The sequence below is a fragment of the Streptomyces sp. EDA2-14 genome (assembly GCF_054963755.1).
The window spans coordinates 150,013-164,122 of sequence record NZ_JBUEGE010000015.1; the positions used below are offsets into that span (position 1 = coordinate 150,013).

Consider the following 14,110-nt stretch of genomic DNA (forward strand, 5'->3'; position numbering starts at 1 on the left):
CTCATGGGAGCCCAGCTCCGGGTCTACAAGCGTCGCATCCGATCCGTCACCGCGACCAAGAAGATCACCAAGGCGATGGAGATGATCGCCGCCTCGCGTGTCGTCAAGGCACAGCGCAAGGTGGCGGCCTCCACGCCCTACGCGACCGAGCTCACGCGCGCGGTCACGGCGGTGGGGACGGGGTCGACCACAAAGCACCCGCTGACGACCGAGCCCGAGACGGCGACCCGCTCCGCGGTGCTGCTGCTCACGAGCGACCGCGGTCTTGCCGGTGCCTTCAACTCGAACGCGATCAAGGCCGCGGAGCAGCTCACCGAGCGGCTCCAGGCCGAGGGCAAGGAGGTCGACACGTACATCGTCGGCCGCCGCGGTCTCGCCCACTACAACTTCCGCGAGCGCAAGGTCGTGGAGTCGTGGGCGGGCTTCACCGACGAGCCCACGTACGCGGACGCCAAGAAGGTAGCGGCCCCGCTGATCGAGGCCATCGAGAAGGAGACGGCTGAGGGCGGCGTGGATGAGCTCCACATCGTCTACACCGAGTTCATCTCGATGATGACGCAGACGGCCACCGACGGCCGGCTGCTGCCGCTCAGCCTCGAAGAGGTGGCGGAGGAGTCGAAGGCGTCCGGCAAGGGCGACGAGATCCTTCCGCTGTACGACTTCGAGCCGTCGGCGGAGGACGTCCTCGACGCCCTGCTGCCGCGCTACGTCGAGAGCCGGATCTACAACGCGATGCTCCAGTCGGCTGCTTCCAAGCACGCCGCCACGCGCCGCGCGATGAAGTCGGCGACCGACAACGCGGGAGAGCTGATCAACAACCTCTCCCGACTTGCCAACGCGGCCCGCCAGGCCGAAATCACCCAGGAAATCAGCGAGATCGTCGGTGGCGCGAGTGCCCTGGCCGACGCGACCGCGGGGAGTGACAAGTAATGACCACCACTGTTGAGACGGCCACGGCGACGGGCCGCGTCGCGCGGGTCATCGGCCCGGTCGTCGACGTGGAGTTCCCCGTCGACGCGATGCCGGACATCTACAACGCCCTGCACGTCGAGGTCAACGACCCGGCGCAGGACGGCGCGAAGAAGACTCTGACGCTCGAGGTCGCCCAGCACCTCGGTGACGGCCTGGTCCGCGCGATCTCCATGCAGCCCACCGACGGCCTGGTCCGCCAGGCCCCGGTCGTGAACACCGGCGCCTCCATCACGGTGCCCGTCGGCGACTTCACCAAGGGCAAGGTGTTCAACACCCTCGGCGAGGTCCTGAACGTCGACGAGGAGTACACGGGCGAGCGCTGGGGCATCCACCGCAAGGCCCCGAACTTCGACGAGCTCGAGTCGAAGACCGAGATGTTCGAGACCGGCATCAAGGTCGTCGACCTTCTCACCCCGTACGTCAAGGGTGGAAAGATCGGCCTCTTCGGTGGTGCCGGCGTCGGCAAGACGGTGCTCATCCAGGAGATGATCTACCGCGTCGCCAACAACCACGACGGTGTCTCCGTGTTCGCCGGTGTCGGTGAGCGCACCCGTGAGGGCAACGACCTCATCGAGGAGATGGCCGAGTCCGGCGTCATCGACAAGACCGCGCTGGTCTTCGGTCAGATGGACGAGCCGCCGGGCACCCGTCTGCGCGTGGCCCTCGCGGGTCTGACCATGGCGGAGTACTTCCGCGATGTGCAGAAGCAGGACGTGCTGTTCTTCATCGACAACATCTTCCGCTTCACGCAGGCCGGTTCCGAGGTCTCGACCCTGCTGGGTCGCATGCCCTCGGCCGTGGGTTACCAGCCGAACCTCGCCGACGAGATGGGCCTCCTCCAGGAGCGCATCACCTCGACGCGTGGTCACTCGATCACGTCCATGCAGGCCATTTACGTGCCCGCGGACGACCTGACCGACCCGGCCCCGGCGACCACGTTCGCCCACCTCGACGCGACGACGGTGCTTTCCCGTCCGATCTCCGAGAAGGGCATCTACCCGGCCGTGGACCCGCTGGACTCCACGTCCCGCATCCTGGACCCCCGCTACATCGCGGCGGACCACTACAACACCGCCATGCGTGTCAAGACGGTGCTGCAGAAGTACAAGGACCTCCAGGACATCATCGCGATCCTCGGTATCGACGAGCTCGGCGAGGAGGACAAGCTCACTGTCCACCGCGCCCGTCGTGTGGAGCGCTTCCTGTCCCAGAACACGCACGTCGCCAAGCAGTTCACCGGCGTCGACGGTTCGGACGTTCCGCTGGACGAGTCGATCACGGCCTTCAACGCGATCATCGACGGCGAGTACGACCACTTCCCGGAGCAGGCGTTCTTCCTGTGCGGTGGCATTGAGGACCTCAAGGCCAACGCCAAGGAGCTCGGCGTCTCCTGAGCCCCGTGCTCGTAGGGAGGGTCGGGGGTATGTCCCGGCCCTCCCGTCACGCCCACTAGACTTTGAACCGACACCCGGCAGCGAGTGCCGCCGGGTGGTGACCCGAGGAGCCCACCTTGGTTGCTGAGCTGCACGTCGAGCTCGTCGCCGCGGACCGTAGTGTCTGGTCCGGCGAGGCCACCCTGGTCGTCGCACGTACCACGTCCGGCGACATCGGCGTCATGCCCGGTCACCAGCCGCTGCTCGGTGTGCTGGAGTCGGGACCCGTGACGATCCGTACGACGGACGGGGGAACGGTCGTGGCTGCTGTCCACGGCGGTTTCATCTCGTTCGCCGACAACAAGCTGTCCCTGCTGGCCGAGATCGCCGAGCTTTCGGACGAGATCGACGCCCAGCGGGCGGAGCGGGCGCTGGAGCGCGCGAAGTCGGACGCCGATGCGTCCGCCGAGCGTCGCGCCGACGTGCGACTCCGTACGGTGGCGGCGCGCTGAATCCAGCGAGCCACATGATGTACCTCAGCCGCGGCACGGGCCGGAGATAATCTCCGGACCGGGTCGCGGCTGAAGCGATCTATCGGTAAGTGCTGTTTTTGCTGTTCCGTTATCAGGCATCCGGTGCCTGATCGGTCGAGAAGCGAGGAGGTCGGTGCAGATGGTCCTCGTTCTCGTGCTGTGCGTAGTCGCGGTCGTCGTACTCGTCGTGGTGGGACTTGTCGCCTTCGGAGTGCGGCGGCGGCTCATCCAGCGCTCCGGCGGAACGTTCGACTGCTCGCTGCGCTGGGACGCGCCGGCGCCCGATGCGGTCGACGCCTCCGGCAAAGGGTGGGGCTACGGGATCGCCCGCTACAACGGTGACCGGGTCGAGTGGTTCCGCGTCTTCTCGTACGCGCCGCGTCCCAAGCGGATTCTGGAGCGGGCCGCCATCGAGGTGACCGGGCGCCGGGCGCCCGAGGGCGAGGAGGAGCTCGCGCTCCTGTCTGACGCGATCGTCCTCGCCTGTACGCACCGCGGTACGCGTCTGGAGCTCGCCATGAGCGAGGACGCGCTGACCGGCTTCCTGGCGTGGCTGGAGGCGGCGCCTCCCGGCCAGCGGGTCAACGTGGCGTGACGCCCATGGAAGAAGCCGGGCCGACGGGGGGCGTTCCCGTGGGCCCGGCTTCGGTATGAGGGGTTACTTCAGGCCGGAGTTGATGGCCGTGACCAGTTCGCCGTTGCTCGTGTCGCCGGAGAACTCCCAGAAGAACGCGCCGCCCAGACCCTGCGACTTGGCCCAGCTCATCTTCGAGCCGATCGTCGCCGGGGTGTCGTAGGACCACCAGTCGGAGCCGCAGTGGGCGTACGCCGTCCCGGCCACCGTCCCGTTCGACGGGCACTTGGTCTTGAGGACCTTGTAGTCCTCGATGCCCTGCTCATAGGTGCCGGCGGCGGGACCCGTCGCCGTGCCGCCCGGTTCCTTCTGCGTGACACCGGTCCAGCCACGGCCGTAGAAGCCGATGCCGAGCAGGAGCTTCGAGGCGGGGACGCCCTGCGCCTTCAGCTTGGCGATCGCCTCGGCCGAGGTGAAGCCCTGCTGCGGGATGCCGGAGTACGAGGTGAGCGGGGAGTGCGGGGCCGTCGGACCCTTGGCGTCCCAGGCACCGAAGAAGTCGTACGTCATGACGTTGTACCAGTCGAGGGACTGGGCGGCGCCCGCGTAGTCGTTCTTCTCGATCTTGCCGCCGGCGGAGGCGTCGGCCGTGATCGCGGCGGTGACCAGGTTCTTGGAGCCGAACTTGGCGCGCAGCGCCGTCGACAGCTTCTTCAGGGCGTCCTGGCCGCTGGCGTCGCAGGACAGACCGCAGGCGTTCGGGTACTCCCAGTCGATGTCGATGCCGTCGAAGACATCGGCCCAGCGCGGGTCCTCGACCAGGTTGTAGCAGGACTCGGCGAACGCGGCCGGGTTCTTCGCGGCGTCACCGAAGCCGCCGGACCAGGTCCAGCCGCCGAAGGACCAGAGGATCTTCAGGTTCGGGTGCTTGGCCTTCAGCTGGCGCAGCTGGTTGAACGCGCCGCGCAGCGGCTGGTCCCAGGTGTCGGCCTGGCCGGAGACCGAGTTGGCGGCCGTGTACGCCATGTCCGTGTCGGCGTAGGAGTCGCCCATGGTGCACTTGCCGCCCTGGACGTTGCCGAAGGCGTAGTTGATGTGCGTGACCTTGGCGGCCGAGCCGGAGGTCTCCAGGTTCTTCGGGTAGTACTGGCGGCCGTAGACGCCCCAGTCGGTGAAGTAGCCCAGGTTGACCTTGTCGCCGGTGCCCGGGCCCGGGTCGGTGCCGCCGCCGGTGGTGTGGACCTTGACGGCGCCGGAGACCGGGCCGGTCTGGTCGGCGGTGTCGCGGGCCTGCACCGTGTACGAGTAGTCGGTGCCGGCGGTCAGCCCCGTGTCGGTGTACGTGGTGCCGGTCACCGTGGCGACCTTGGCGCCGTCGCGCAGCACGTCGTAGTTCTTGACGCCCTTGTCGTCGGTGGCGGCCGTCCAGGACAGCTTGGCCGAGGTGTCGGTGATGCCGGAGGCGGTCGGGGTGCCGGGCGCGGAGGGCGCCGCGTCGCCGGGCACGTCGCCGCCGTCGCAGGAGGCGCCGTTGATCTTGCAGCCGGTGGGGGCGCCGCTGCCGGTGCCGTTGAACCCGAAGGAGATCGAGGCGCCGGGGGCGAGCGTCCCGTTCCAGGAGAGGTTCTTGCCGGTCCAGTGGTCGGCGGAGTTGGTGACGGTGGCGTCCCAGGCGGAGGTCACCTTGGTGCCGGAGGGGAAGTCCCACTCGACGGCCCATGAACTGACCGACGTGGTGCCGGAGTTCTTGATCGTCCACTTGCCCTCGAAGCCGTTGCCCCAGTCCTGGGTCTTGGCGTACGTGGCGGTGACGGTGGATGCCTGGACGGCGGCGCTGGAGGGGGTGGCGAGGCCGACGAGGGCGGCGGCGGGGAGCGCGAGAGTCGCGAGTGCCGCGGTCGTTCTGTGCCGAAGTCTCTGTCTGGGTACGTCAGTCGGGTGCATCGGGTGCTCCTCGGAGGTCCGGGGTCCGTATTGGGGGTGGAACCCTGCGACGCCCATGAGCACCGGAGTGGGGGGTGTGCTCACCGCAGTGCGGCGAGAATAGAAAGGTCTGGACCAGCGGTCAAGGTCTAAACCAATCACGGCTTTCGGACAACTTCAGTCAGCAGGTCAGAGCCCCAACTCCTGTGCGAGCACCGCCGCCTGCACCCGGCTGCGCAGCTCCAGCTTGCCGAGAAGTCGGCTGACGTGGGTCTTCACCGTCGCCTCCGCCATGTCCAGCCGCTCCGCGATCCCGGCGTTGGAGAGCCCTTCGCCGAGGCAGCCCAGCACCTCCCGCTCGCGCCGCGTCAGGCTCGCCAACTGCGGGGGAGCGGTCGCGCGTTCGGGCCCCGCCGCGAACTCGGCGATGAGCCGCCGCGTGACCGCCGCCGCGATCGTGCCCTCGCCGCGCGCCACCGTCCGTACGCCCTCGATCAGGTCCTTCGCGTCCGTGTTCTTCAGCAGGAACCCGGACGCTCCCGCCCGCAGCGCCCCGAACACGTACGCGTCGAGGTCGAAGGTGGTCAGCACGAGCACGTCCGCGAGTCCCTCGCCGACCACCGCGCGGGTGGCCGAAACGCCGTCGAGCCGCGGCATCTGTACGTCCATCAGGACCAGGTCGGGCCGCAGCTCGCGGGCCAGCTCCACCGCCCGCTCGCCGTCCTCGGCCTCGCCGACGACCTCGATGTCGGGCGCGCTGTTCAGGATGAGCACGAGCCCGGCCCGTACGGCGGACTGGTCCTCGGCGACGAGCACGCGGATCACGTGGGATCCCCTCCTTCGGTGTGCAGCGGGAGGACGGCGTGCACCCGCCATGCCCCGCTCTCCTGTGGACCGGCCTCGAAGCTGCCGCCCAGCAGCGCCGCCCGCTCCCGCATCCCGACGAGCCCGGCGCCGGAACCGGGCGCCCGCGGACCGCCCCTCTCGCCGTGCGGGCTGTCGACCCGCACCTCGATCCGCTCCTCGGAACGGTCGACGACCACCGTGACCCGGCCGGGCCCCGCGTGCTTGAGCGCGTTCGTGAGGGACTCCTGGACGATGCGGTAGGCGGCCAGGTCGACGGGCGCGGGCAGTCCCGCGAGGGTGCCGGAGACGGCCGGTTCGACGTCGAGGCCGTTCGTACGGGACTGCTCGACGAGGGCGTCGAGGCCCGCCAGGGTGGGCGCGGCCACCGGCTCCGCGTCCTCGCCCGCGTCCCGCAGGATGCCGATGAGGCGGCGCATCTCCGCGAGTCCTTCGACGCTGTTCTCGCGGATCGTCGTCAGCGCCGTGCGGGTGGTCGCCGGATCGTCGAGGGACAGCGCGGCCGTGGAGTGGATCGCGATCGCCGAGAGGTGGTTGGCCACCATGTCGTGCAGCTCGCGCGCCATCCGCGCGCGCTCCGCCGTGACGGCCTGCGTCCGGTCCATCTCGGCGAGCAGGGCCGTCTGCTCCGCGCGCAGCCGCTCCGTCTGCGCGGCCTCGCGGTGGCCGCGCACCAGCATGCCGGTGGCCGCGGGCGCGAACGACACGAGTCCGGTCAGGACGCCGATCAGGACCGCTTCGGGCCGCCGCCACCAGGCCACGAAGCCGAGAGTGACGGCCACCGTGAGCAGGCCGGTGACGACCGGGAGGCGGCGCGCGGCGGCCGGCGTCCCGTACAGCGCACCCGCGTACATCAGGTCCGTGAACATCAGCACCGTGGCCAGATTGCCGTCGGTGAACTGGTCGGCGATCACGGCCGCCGTGCCGACGAGCACCGCGAACCGGGGCCGGGTGCGGCGCAGCAGTTCGAGCGCCGCCATGACGACGAGCGGGACGAGCGCCCATGTCCCGCCGAGGGGCCGGCCCCCGTTCATCGGCAGTCCGATGCCCCACAGCGCGAGCCCGCCGAGCAGCCCGCCGACGGCGATGCGCACGTCGTCGCGGTGCGGACGGGGGAGGGCGGTGGCCTGCATGCCTCCATCCAACACGGCCGGAAGCGTCCTGCCATGGTGCGGCGGGACGAGCCGCGCCCCCGTGCCACTACATCGAAGGATGCAGTCCCACTTCGTCACGTACGACGACGATCGCGCGCCGCGCGGCAGGGAGCCTGGAAGCGGGGAACGAGAGGAGCCCACCGTGATCGTCACGCTGATCGTCATCTGCGAGGTCGCCTTCTGGGTGCTCCTCGCCGCCGGTCTCGCCCTGCGCTACTGGGCGAGGATGTCGCGCGCGGGCGCAGCGGTCCTGCTGTGCGAACCGCTCCTGGAGGTCGTCCTGCTGGTGGTCACGGCCGTCGACCTGAGGAACGGCGCCGAACCCGACTGGAAGCACGGCCTCGCCGCCGTCTACATCGGCTACTCGATCGCGCTCGGCCACTACACGGTCAAGTGGGTCGACGTCCGCGTCGCCCACCGCTTCGCGGGCGGCCCGCCGCCGTCGACCCCCAAGTACGGGGTCCCGCGCGCGATCCACGAGTGGAAGCTGGCCGCCCGCTGGATCCTCGCGGCCCTCATCGCGATCGGCCTGCTGCAGGCCGCGATCTGGTACGTGGGCCGGGCCGGCGCCACCGAGTCGCTCACGCAGTGGCAGCAGCGCATGCTCTTCCTGATCGCGATCAACGTGACCATCGCCCTGAGCTACACGATCTTCCCGAAGAAGACCCCGGCGGCGGTGTCGTCCGGACGCAGGTGAAATACGGTCGGCGAGCCCTTGGCGGGGCCCGGGGGCGGGCCGACGATACGGGGATGGACAGCACGTTGCTGGCCGCCCTGATCGCCACGGTGGGCACCGGCCTCGCCACGGCGGGCGCGGCGTGGCTCAGGGTGCGCAGCAACGTGCGGACGGCCGCACGGCTCATCTACGCGGAGCTGACCCGGGACAGCACCGCCGTCGCGTACTTCCGGCAGACCGGTCACTGGCTGGCGCCGAACCTCTCGCGGGCCGCCTGGGACAGTCACGGCGAACTCATCGCGCGGCGCCGCAGCAGCGCGTCCTTCGAGACGGTGTACCGCGGGTACGAGGCGCTGGAGCTGGCCCCGTTCCTCGTGGACGACACGCTCTCGCCCGCCGCCCGCGACCAGTGGCTGCAGAGCGCGGTGGACCACCTCACCGCGGCGATCCGGGAGGTCGGGGCCCTGGCCCAGGTGTCGGAGGACGACGTGGCGAAGTGGACCGGTGGCCTCGCGGGCGACGGCCGGTCGGGCGGCGCCGCGATCCAGGTCCTCCGGGGCACCGCGGTGGTCCCGCTCGCCCTCCTGGAGCGGATCGTGGACGGCTCCGTGCCCCCGCTGACGTACGAGGGCCCCGGCCTGACGGTCAGGAACGGTCAGGTGGAGGTGGCGTCCTGGCGGCAGGGCGAGGAGACCGTCGGGATCGTCGTCTTCGACGCGGGCGGTGGGAGGGAGCTGGAGGAGCTGCCCGCGGTGCGGTGGACCGGGCGGCCGCCGACGGGGGACGTGTCGGTCGACGAGGCGTACGACAACCTCGCGAAGGCCGTCCGGTTCCTGCGCGAGGTCCTGGGCCGCGACGCAGTGCCCCGGGCAGGCCAACCGCTCGCCGCGGTCGTCCACTACGACAAGGAGTTCAACAACGCCTTCTGGAACGGGTCCCTCATCGTGCTGGGGGAGGGCGACAACAAGCTCTTCCGCCGGTTCACCCGATGCGTCGAGATCATCGGCGCCGAGGTGTGGCGCGGCCTGCCGGAACTGATGACGGTCTTCACCTACTGGGGAGAGAACGGCGCGCTCAGTACGTCTCTCTGCGATGTCTTCGGCGTGCTGACCAAGCAGTACTCCCTCGGCCAGACGGTCGAAGCGGCCGACTGGATCCTCGGCGCGGGACTGCTCGCGCCCGGAGTGAGAGGTGTCGGCCTGCGGTCCCTGAAGGCGCCGGGGACCGCGTACGACGACCCGACACTCGGCAAGGATCCGCAGCCCGCGCACATGACCGGCTATGTGGAGACCAAGCTGGACAACGGTGGCGTCCACATCAACGGGGGCATCGTCGGACACGCCTTCTACCGTCTCGCCGCCGCGCTCGGCGGCAAGGCGTGGGAGCGTGCCGGACTCATCTGGTGGGACGCCCTGACGAGCGGTGAGGTGGACGACAAGACCCGCTTCGCCGACTTCGCCCGGCTGACCCTCGCGGCGGCCGCGGCCCGCTTCGGCGACGACAGCGAGGAGCTGCACGCCGTGCGGGAGGCCTGGGAGGGCGTCGGCATCCGGCCCTAGCGCTCACCACCCGGCACCCACAGCACGTCGCCGGTCTCCTTGTTGGCGATGCGGGCCAGGATGAACAGGAGGTCCGAGAGACGGTTCAGGTAGGTGGCCGTCAGGGGGTTCATCGTGTCGCCGTGGGACTCCATCGCCGCCCACGTCGAGCGCTCCGCCCGGCGTACGACCGTGCAGGCCTGGTGCAGCAGGGCCGCGCCCGCCGTGCCGCCCGGCAGGATGAAGGAGCGGAGCTTCTCCAACTGCTCGTTGAAGTGGTCGCAGTCCGCCTCCAGCTTGTCGATGTAGAACTGCTCGACGCGCAGCGGCGGGAACTCGGGGTTCTCGACGACGGGCGTGGAGAGGTCGGCGCCGACGTCGAAGAGGTCGTTCTGGACGCGCGTGAGGACCTTCACGACCTCCTCCGCCAGGCCGCCGAGGGCGATCGCCGTGCCGATCACGGCATTCGCCTCGTTGGCGTCCGCGTACGCCGAGATCCGCAGATCGGTCTTGGCGGTCCGGCTCATGTCGCCGAGGGCGGTGCTGCCCTTGTCTCCGGTACGGGTGTAGATGCGCGTCAGATTGACCATGCGACCAGCCTAGTTACGCGGCGGCCCGGCGAAAGCCACGTGTGCCGACCGTCACGGCGAGCACCGCGAAGACGAGCGCGACCAGCACCCCGTACAGCATGTTCGCGCTCGCGTAGTGACCGGCGTACGCGTCCCGCATCGCGTCCACGAGATAGCGCAGCGGCATCACGTGCGAGAGCGCGTCCAGCCAGCCGGGCGCGAGCGCCATCGGCAGCATCAGGCCGGACAGCAGCATCGACGGCATGGTGACCGCGTTGATGACGGGCCCGAACTCCTGCGGCGTGCGCGCCTTGAAGGCGAGCGCGTACGACAGCGAGGCCAGGGACACTGTCAGGAGTGCCACGAAGGCGAAGCCGATCAGGACCCCGCCGAGCGGTGCTCGCAGGCCCATCGCGAGTGCGGCGAGCACGAGGAGCACGGCCTGGAAGAGGAACAGCGCGGTGTCGCGCAGCACGCGGCCGAGCAGCAGCGCGAGCCGGCTGACCGGCGTCACCTGCATGCGCTCCACCACCCCGTGGTTCTTCTCGATGATGATCCCGAAACCGCAGAACGCGGCACCGAACAGACCGAGTTGCAGCAGCAGGCCGGGGACGAGGATCTGCCAGGAGCTGCCGCTGGAGCCCAGCGGGAGTTCGGTGAGCAGCGGGCCGAAGAAGAGCAGGTACAGCAGCGGCATGAGGATGCCGAAGAGCATCTGGAAGCGGGAGGAGAGGGTCTGGCGGGCGTAGCGCCCGAAGATCAGGGCGGTGTCGGAGAGCAGCGTCCGCATCGTGTTCACACCGCCACCGGGGTCGTGTCCACGGGCGCGGGACCGCGCCCGGTGATCGCCAGGAACGCGTCCTGGAGCGTCGCGTCGATCGACCCGCCGTGCGCCAGCTTGAGCGCGCTCGGCGTACCGTCGGCGGCCACGACGCCCTTGTCCACCACGACGATCCGGTCCGCGAGCGCGTCCGCCTCGTCGAGGTAGTGCGTGGTCAGGAAGACCGTCGTGCCGTGCTCGGCGCGCAGCCGCCGCACCAGGTCCCACAGGTCGGTGCGGCTGCCGGGGTCGAGCCCGGTCGTCGGCTCGTCGAGGAAGAGCACCTCGGGGCGGTGCGTGAGCCCCATCGCGATGTCGAGGCGGCGCCGCTGCCCGCCGGAGAGCGCCGCCGTCCTGCGCCCCAAGAGGTCCGTGAGGCCGAGGTCCGCCGCCAGCTCCTCGGCGCGCGCCGTCGCCTGAGTCTTCGTCAGCCGGTACAGACGGCCCTGCGTGACCAGCTCCTCGTGCACCGAGACGTTCGGGTCGACGCCGCCGGACTGGGCGACGTAGCCGACCGCGCGCCGCACCCCGGCCGGGTCGCCCGCGAGGTCGTGGCCCGCGACGGTGGCCGCGCCGCCGGTGGGCGCGAGCAGCGTCGTGAGCATCCGCAGGGTCGTGGTCTTGCCCGCGCCGTTGGGCCCGAGGAAGCCGAGGATCTCGCCCGGTTCGACGCGCAGGTCGATGCCGCGGACCGCCTCGACGGGTCCGCTCCTGGTGGTGAAGGTCCGGGCGAGCCCGGACGTGCTGATGACTGCCATGCGAGCCAGAAAAACAGAGTCACTGAAATTTTGCAACGCCACCAAAATTTCAGCGAGGTCAGCGAACCCGTAGGATCGGCGCATGGCAGAAGGGCTCAGGGAGCGGAAGAAGCGGCAGACCAGGCAGTACATCTCGGACGTGGCGACCGGTCTGTTCCTGGAGCGCGGATTCGACGCGGTGACCGTCGCGGAGATCGCGGACGCGGCGAACGTCTCCGTGAACACCGTCTACAACTACTTCCCGGCCAAGGAGGACCTGTTCCTCGATCGCTCCAAGGGCGTCGTCGACCGCATGTCGCGCTGGGTGCGCGGTCGCGGCGCGGGGGAGTCCGCGGCCACGGCCGTGCTGCGCGAACTGCGCGAGGAGGTCGAGTCGGTCTCGCCGCGCGTCGGGCTCATGGCGGGCTACAGCGACTTCATGCGCGTGGTGCACGCCGCGCCCGCGCTGCGCTCCCGGCTGTGGGCGATCCAGCAGGAGGTCCACGACAACCTCGTGGAGACGCTGCGCGAGGAGACCGGCGCCGCCGTCGGCGATCCGCTGCCGGACCTGATCGCGGGTCAGATCGGCTGGGTCTACCAGACCGTCATGGCGGGCATCGGGCGCCGGATGGTCGCGGGCGGCAGCCCCGCCGAGGTGTCCCGCGAGATGCTCGACGTGCTCGACGAGATGGAGGAACTTCTGAGCGGCAAGGTGCTCAACTACGCCGTCCGTGACGCCTGATGAGCACGGATGATCGATCACTGACCCGTGTCAGTGTGATGTCCGTCATTCGAGACGTGACGCGCATCTCTTAGCGGTCACACGGCCGCCCGCGGGCGCTAGTGTCCGCAAAAGAGCAACGTAAACAGTGGTTGAGCGGTCGCGCGGGACACGCGGTTAGGGGACACGTACGTGGCAAGGAAGCTCGCCGTCATCGGAGCCGGCCTCATGGGGTCGGGTATCGCGCAGGTCTCCGCCCGGGCGGGCTGGGACGTCGTGTTGCGCGACGTCACCGACGAAGCGCTCACGCGCGGCACCGACGGAATCAAGGCCTCGTACGAGAAGTTCGTGGGCAAGGGGAAGCTCGACGCCGCCGACGCCGAGGCCGCGCTCGGCCGCATCACGGCGACCACCGACCTGGACGCGGCGGCCGACGCGGACGTCGTCGTCGAGGCCGTCTTCGAGAAGCTCGAGGTCAAGCACGAGATCTTCCGCGCGCTCGACAAGATCGTGCGGGACGACACGGTGCTCGCCTCGAACACCTCGGCCATCCCGATCACCAAGATCGCGGCTGCGACCGCTCGCCCCGAGCGCGTCGTCGGCGCGCACTTCTTCTCGCCCGTGCCGATGATGCAGCTGTGCGAGCTGGTGCGCGGCTACAAGACGAGCGACGAAACCCTCGCCACCGCGCGGGAGTTCGCCGAGTCCGTCGGCAAGACCTGCATCGTGGTGAACCGGGACGTCGCCGGCTTCGTGACGACCCGTCTCATCTCGGCCCTCGTCGTCGAGGCCGCGAAGCTGTACGAGTCGGGGGTCGCCACCGCGGAGGACATCGACGTCGCCTGCAAGCTGGGCTTCGGACACGCGATGGGACCGCTCGCCACCGCCGACCTGACGGGCGTCGACATCCTGCTGCACGCGACCGAGAACATCTACACCGAGTCACAGGACGAGAAGTTCGCACCGCCGGAGCTGATGCGCCGGATGGTGGACGCCGGTGACATCGGACGCAAGAGCGGGCAGGGCTTCTACAAGCACGATTGACCGCACGGCTGATGCCATGTCACCCCTCGGGGTGAATTCGGTATCGGTTCGCTTACAGACGGCAACTTTCGGCCCCCGCGGCCCGTCAGTTGCAGTGACATACCCAGATCACCCGGATCACATGAACAGCTGAGTACCGGCTCAGAAGAAGCAGTCGCGTACTCCGACCACGCCGACCACTTCTGGAATTCCCACGGGGAGCGCATATGTACATCAGGGGCGACCACGTCGAGCTGGTCGTCGGGGGCCGCCTCGACGTCCGCAGCGCGGCGGACGCCCGTTCGGTCCTGCACACCGCCGTCGACGACGGAATCGGCGACCTGGTGCTCGACCTGTCCGAACTCGACTCCTGGGACGCGACCGGCCTCGGCGTCATCATGGGCGCCCACCGCCGGGCGGGCCGCTGCGGCCGCCGCCTCGTGCTGCGCCGCGTGCCACCCCAGATGCAGCGACTGCTCGTCGCCACCAGACTGCACCGGATCCTCGCCATCGAGGGCGGCATCGGCGTCGAGTCCCTGCCGCGCGTCTGAGGCCGAACGCCGGTCGCGTGAACCGGAGTTGCGCGGTCGACCGGAAGGTATGCCCCCGGAAGGGGTGAACCAGTCCCTCCGG

General features: G+C 69.7%; 15 protein-coding genes. 9 read left to right on the forward strand and 6 right to left on the reverse strand.

From position 1 onward, the window contains the following. The first annotated feature begins 3 nt into the window (after positions 1 to 3). From ACY34M_RS29730 to ACY34M_RS29745, 4 genes are all read left to right on the forward strand, one after another. On the forward strand, positions 4 to 930 hold the full coding sequence (locus tag ACY34M_RS29730; protein WP_462721412.1) for a F0F1 ATP synthase subunit gamma: 927 nt from the start codon (positions 4 to 6) through the stop codon (positions 928 to 930). After that, entirely contained in the window at positions 930 to 2,366 is a 1,437-nt protein-coding gene (gene atpD, locus ACY34M_RS29735) for a F0F1 ATP synthase subunit beta (RefSeq protein ID WP_450815379.1), read from the forward strand. The genes ACY34M_RS29730 and atpD overlap by 1 nt, the downstream gene beginning before the upstream one ends. Before the next feature lie 116 nt (positions 2,367 to 2,482). Next, positions 2,483 to 2,857 carry a F0F1 ATP synthase subunit epsilon gene (locus ACY34M_RS29740; protein ID WP_462721413.1) on the forward strand — a complete coding sequence of 125 codons (375 nt, stop codon included), beginning with the start codon at positions 2,483 to 2,485 and terminating at the stop codon, positions 2,855 to 2,857. A 160-nt stretch (positions 2,858 to 3,017) separates the two neighbouring features. Further along, entirely contained in the window at positions 3,018 to 3,473 is a 456-nt protein-coding gene (locus ACY34M_RS29745) for a DUF2550 domain-containing protein (RefSeq protein ID WP_462721414.1), read from the forward strand. Between the two features lie 63 nt (positions 3,474 to 3,536). Here the strand turns inward: ACY34M_RS29745 and ACY34M_RS29750 are convergent, their stop codons facing one another. The 3 genes from ACY34M_RS29750 to ACY34M_RS29760 form a co-directional block, all read right to left on the reverse strand. After that, positions 3,537 to 5,396: a glycosyl hydrolase family 18 protein gene (locus ACY34M_RS29750; RefSeq protein WP_462721415.1), complete on the reverse strand. Its 1,860-nt coding sequence runs from the start codon at positions 5,394 to 5,396 to the stop codon at positions 3,537 to 3,539. 168 nt (positions 5,397 to 5,564) lie between these two features. Next, the gene (locus ACY34M_RS29755) at positions 5,565 to 6,200 is read right to left on the reverse strand and encodes a response regulator (protein WP_462721416.1); all 636 of its coding nucleotides are present in this window, start codon (positions 6,198 to 6,200) and stop codon (positions 5,565 to 5,567) included. Next, on the reverse strand, positions 6,197 to 7,372 hold the full coding sequence (locus tag ACY34M_RS29760; protein ID WP_462721417.1) for a sensor histidine kinase: 1,176 nt from the start codon (positions 7,370 to 7,372) through the stop codon (positions 6,197 to 6,199). The genes ACY34M_RS29755 and ACY34M_RS29760 overlap by 4 nt, the downstream gene beginning before the upstream one ends. A gap of 163 nt (positions 7,373 to 7,535) precedes the next feature. Between ACY34M_RS29760 and ACY34M_RS29765 the strand changes: the two genes are divergently transcribed. After that, a complete protein-coding gene (locus ACY34M_RS29765; RefSeq protein WP_462721418.1) occupies positions 7,536 to 8,090 on the forward strand; it encodes a hypothetical protein in 555 nt (184 codons plus the stop codon). Between the two features lie 53 nt (positions 8,091 to 8,143). Further along, a complete protein-coding gene (locus ACY34M_RS29770) occupies positions 8,144 to 9,628 on the forward strand; it encodes a M4 family metallopeptidase (protein WP_462721419.1) in 1,485 nt (494 codons plus the stop codon). On the opposite strand, the gene ACY34M_RS29775 is transcribed toward ACY34M_RS29770, so the two are convergent. From ACY34M_RS29775 to ACY34M_RS29785, 3 genes are read right to left on the reverse strand one after another with little or no spacing between them, the layout of a single operon-like run. Next, positions 9,625 to 10,197 (reverse strand): cob(I)yrinic acid a,c-diamide adenosyltransferase, encoded by a 573-nt coding sequence (locus ACY34M_RS29775; RefSeq protein WP_462721420.1) that lies wholly within the window; start codon positions 10,195 to 10,197, stop codon positions 9,625 to 9,627. The genes ACY34M_RS29770 and ACY34M_RS29775 overlap by 4 nt on opposite strands. Before the next feature lie 13 nt (positions 10,198 to 10,210). Further along, the gene (locus ACY34M_RS29780) at positions 10,211 to 10,966 is read right to left on the reverse strand and encodes an ABC transporter permease (protein WP_462721475.1); all 756 of its coding nucleotides are present in this window, start codon (positions 10,964 to 10,966) and stop codon (positions 10,211 to 10,213) included. 5 nt (positions 10,967 to 10,971) lie between these two features. Then, on the reverse strand, positions 10,972 to 11,754 hold the full coding sequence (locus tag ACY34M_RS29785; RefSeq protein WP_462721421.1) for an ABC transporter ATP-binding protein: 783 nt from the start codon (positions 11,752 to 11,754) through the stop codon (positions 10,972 to 10,974). Positions 11,755 to 11,836: 82 nt separating this feature from the next. Between ACY34M_RS29785 and ACY34M_RS29790 the strand changes: the two genes are divergently transcribed. From ACY34M_RS29790 to ACY34M_RS29800, 3 genes are all read left to right on the forward strand, one after another. Continuing rightward, on the forward strand, positions 11,837 to 12,475 hold the full coding sequence (locus ACY34M_RS29790) for a TetR/AcrR family transcriptional regulator (protein ID WP_462721422.1): 639 nt from the start codon (positions 11,837 to 11,839) through the stop codon (positions 12,473 to 12,475). A 171-nt stretch (positions 12,476 to 12,646) separates the two neighbouring features. Continuing rightward, complete coding sequence (locus ACY34M_RS29795; protein WP_462721423.1) at positions 12,647 to 13,498, forward strand: 3-hydroxyacyl-CoA dehydrogenase family protein; 852 nt, start codon at positions 12,647 to 12,649, stop codon at positions 13,496 to 13,498. 206 nt (positions 13,499 to 13,704) lie between these two features. Beyond that, a complete protein-coding gene (locus tag ACY34M_RS29800) occupies positions 13,705 to 14,028 on the forward strand; it encodes an STAS domain-containing protein (protein WP_266714147.1) in 324 nt (107 codons plus the stop codon). Positions 14,029 to 14,110: the final 82 nt, after the last annotated feature.

Bases quoted from the DNA above. Each gene is read 5' to 3' on its own strand.
- ACY34M_RS29750 (WP_462721415.1), bottom strand. From the start codon at position 5,396: ATGCACCCGACTGACGTACCCAGACAGAGACTTCGGCACAGAACGACC.
- ACY34M_RS29780 (WP_462721475.1), bottom strand. From the start codon at position 10,966: ATGCGGACGCTGCTCTCCGACACCGCCCTGATCTTCGGGCGCTACGCC.
- ACY34M_RS29790 (WP_462721422.1), top strand. From the start codon at position 11,837: ATGGCAGAAGGGCTCAGGGAGCGGAAGAAGCGGCAGACCAGGCAGTAC.
- ACY34M_RS29785 (WP_462721421.1), bottom strand. From the start codon at position 11,754: ATGGCAGTCATCAGCACGTCCGGGCTCGCCCGGACCTTCACCACCAGG.
- ACY34M_RS29760 (WP_462721417.1), bottom strand. From the start codon at position 7,372: ATGCAGGCCACCGCCCTCCCCCGTCCGCACCGCGACGACGTGCGCATC.
- atpD (WP_450815379.1), top strand. From the start codon at position 930: ATGACCACCACTGTTGAGACGGCCACGGCGACGGGCCGCGTCGCGCGG.
- ACY34M_RS29745 (WP_462721414.1), top strand. From the start codon at position 3,018: ATGGTCCTCGTTCTCGTGCTGTGCGTAGTCGCGGTCGTCGTACTCGTC.
- ACY34M_RS29770 (WP_462721419.1), top strand. From the start codon at position 8,144: ATGGACAGCACGTTGCTGGCCGCCCTGATCGCCACGGTGGGCACCGGC.
- ACY34M_RS29775 (WP_462721420.1), bottom strand. From the start codon at position 10,197: ATGGTCAATCTGACGCGCATCTACACCCGTACCGGAGACAAGGGCAGC.
- ACY34M_RS29800 (WP_266714147.1), top strand. From the start codon at position 13,705: ATGTACATCAGGGGCGACCACGTCGAGCTGGTCGTCGGGGGCCGCCTC.
- ACY34M_RS29730 (WP_462721412.1), top strand. From the start codon at position 4: ATGGGAGCCCAGCTCCGGGTCTACAAGCGTCGCATCCGATCCGTCACC.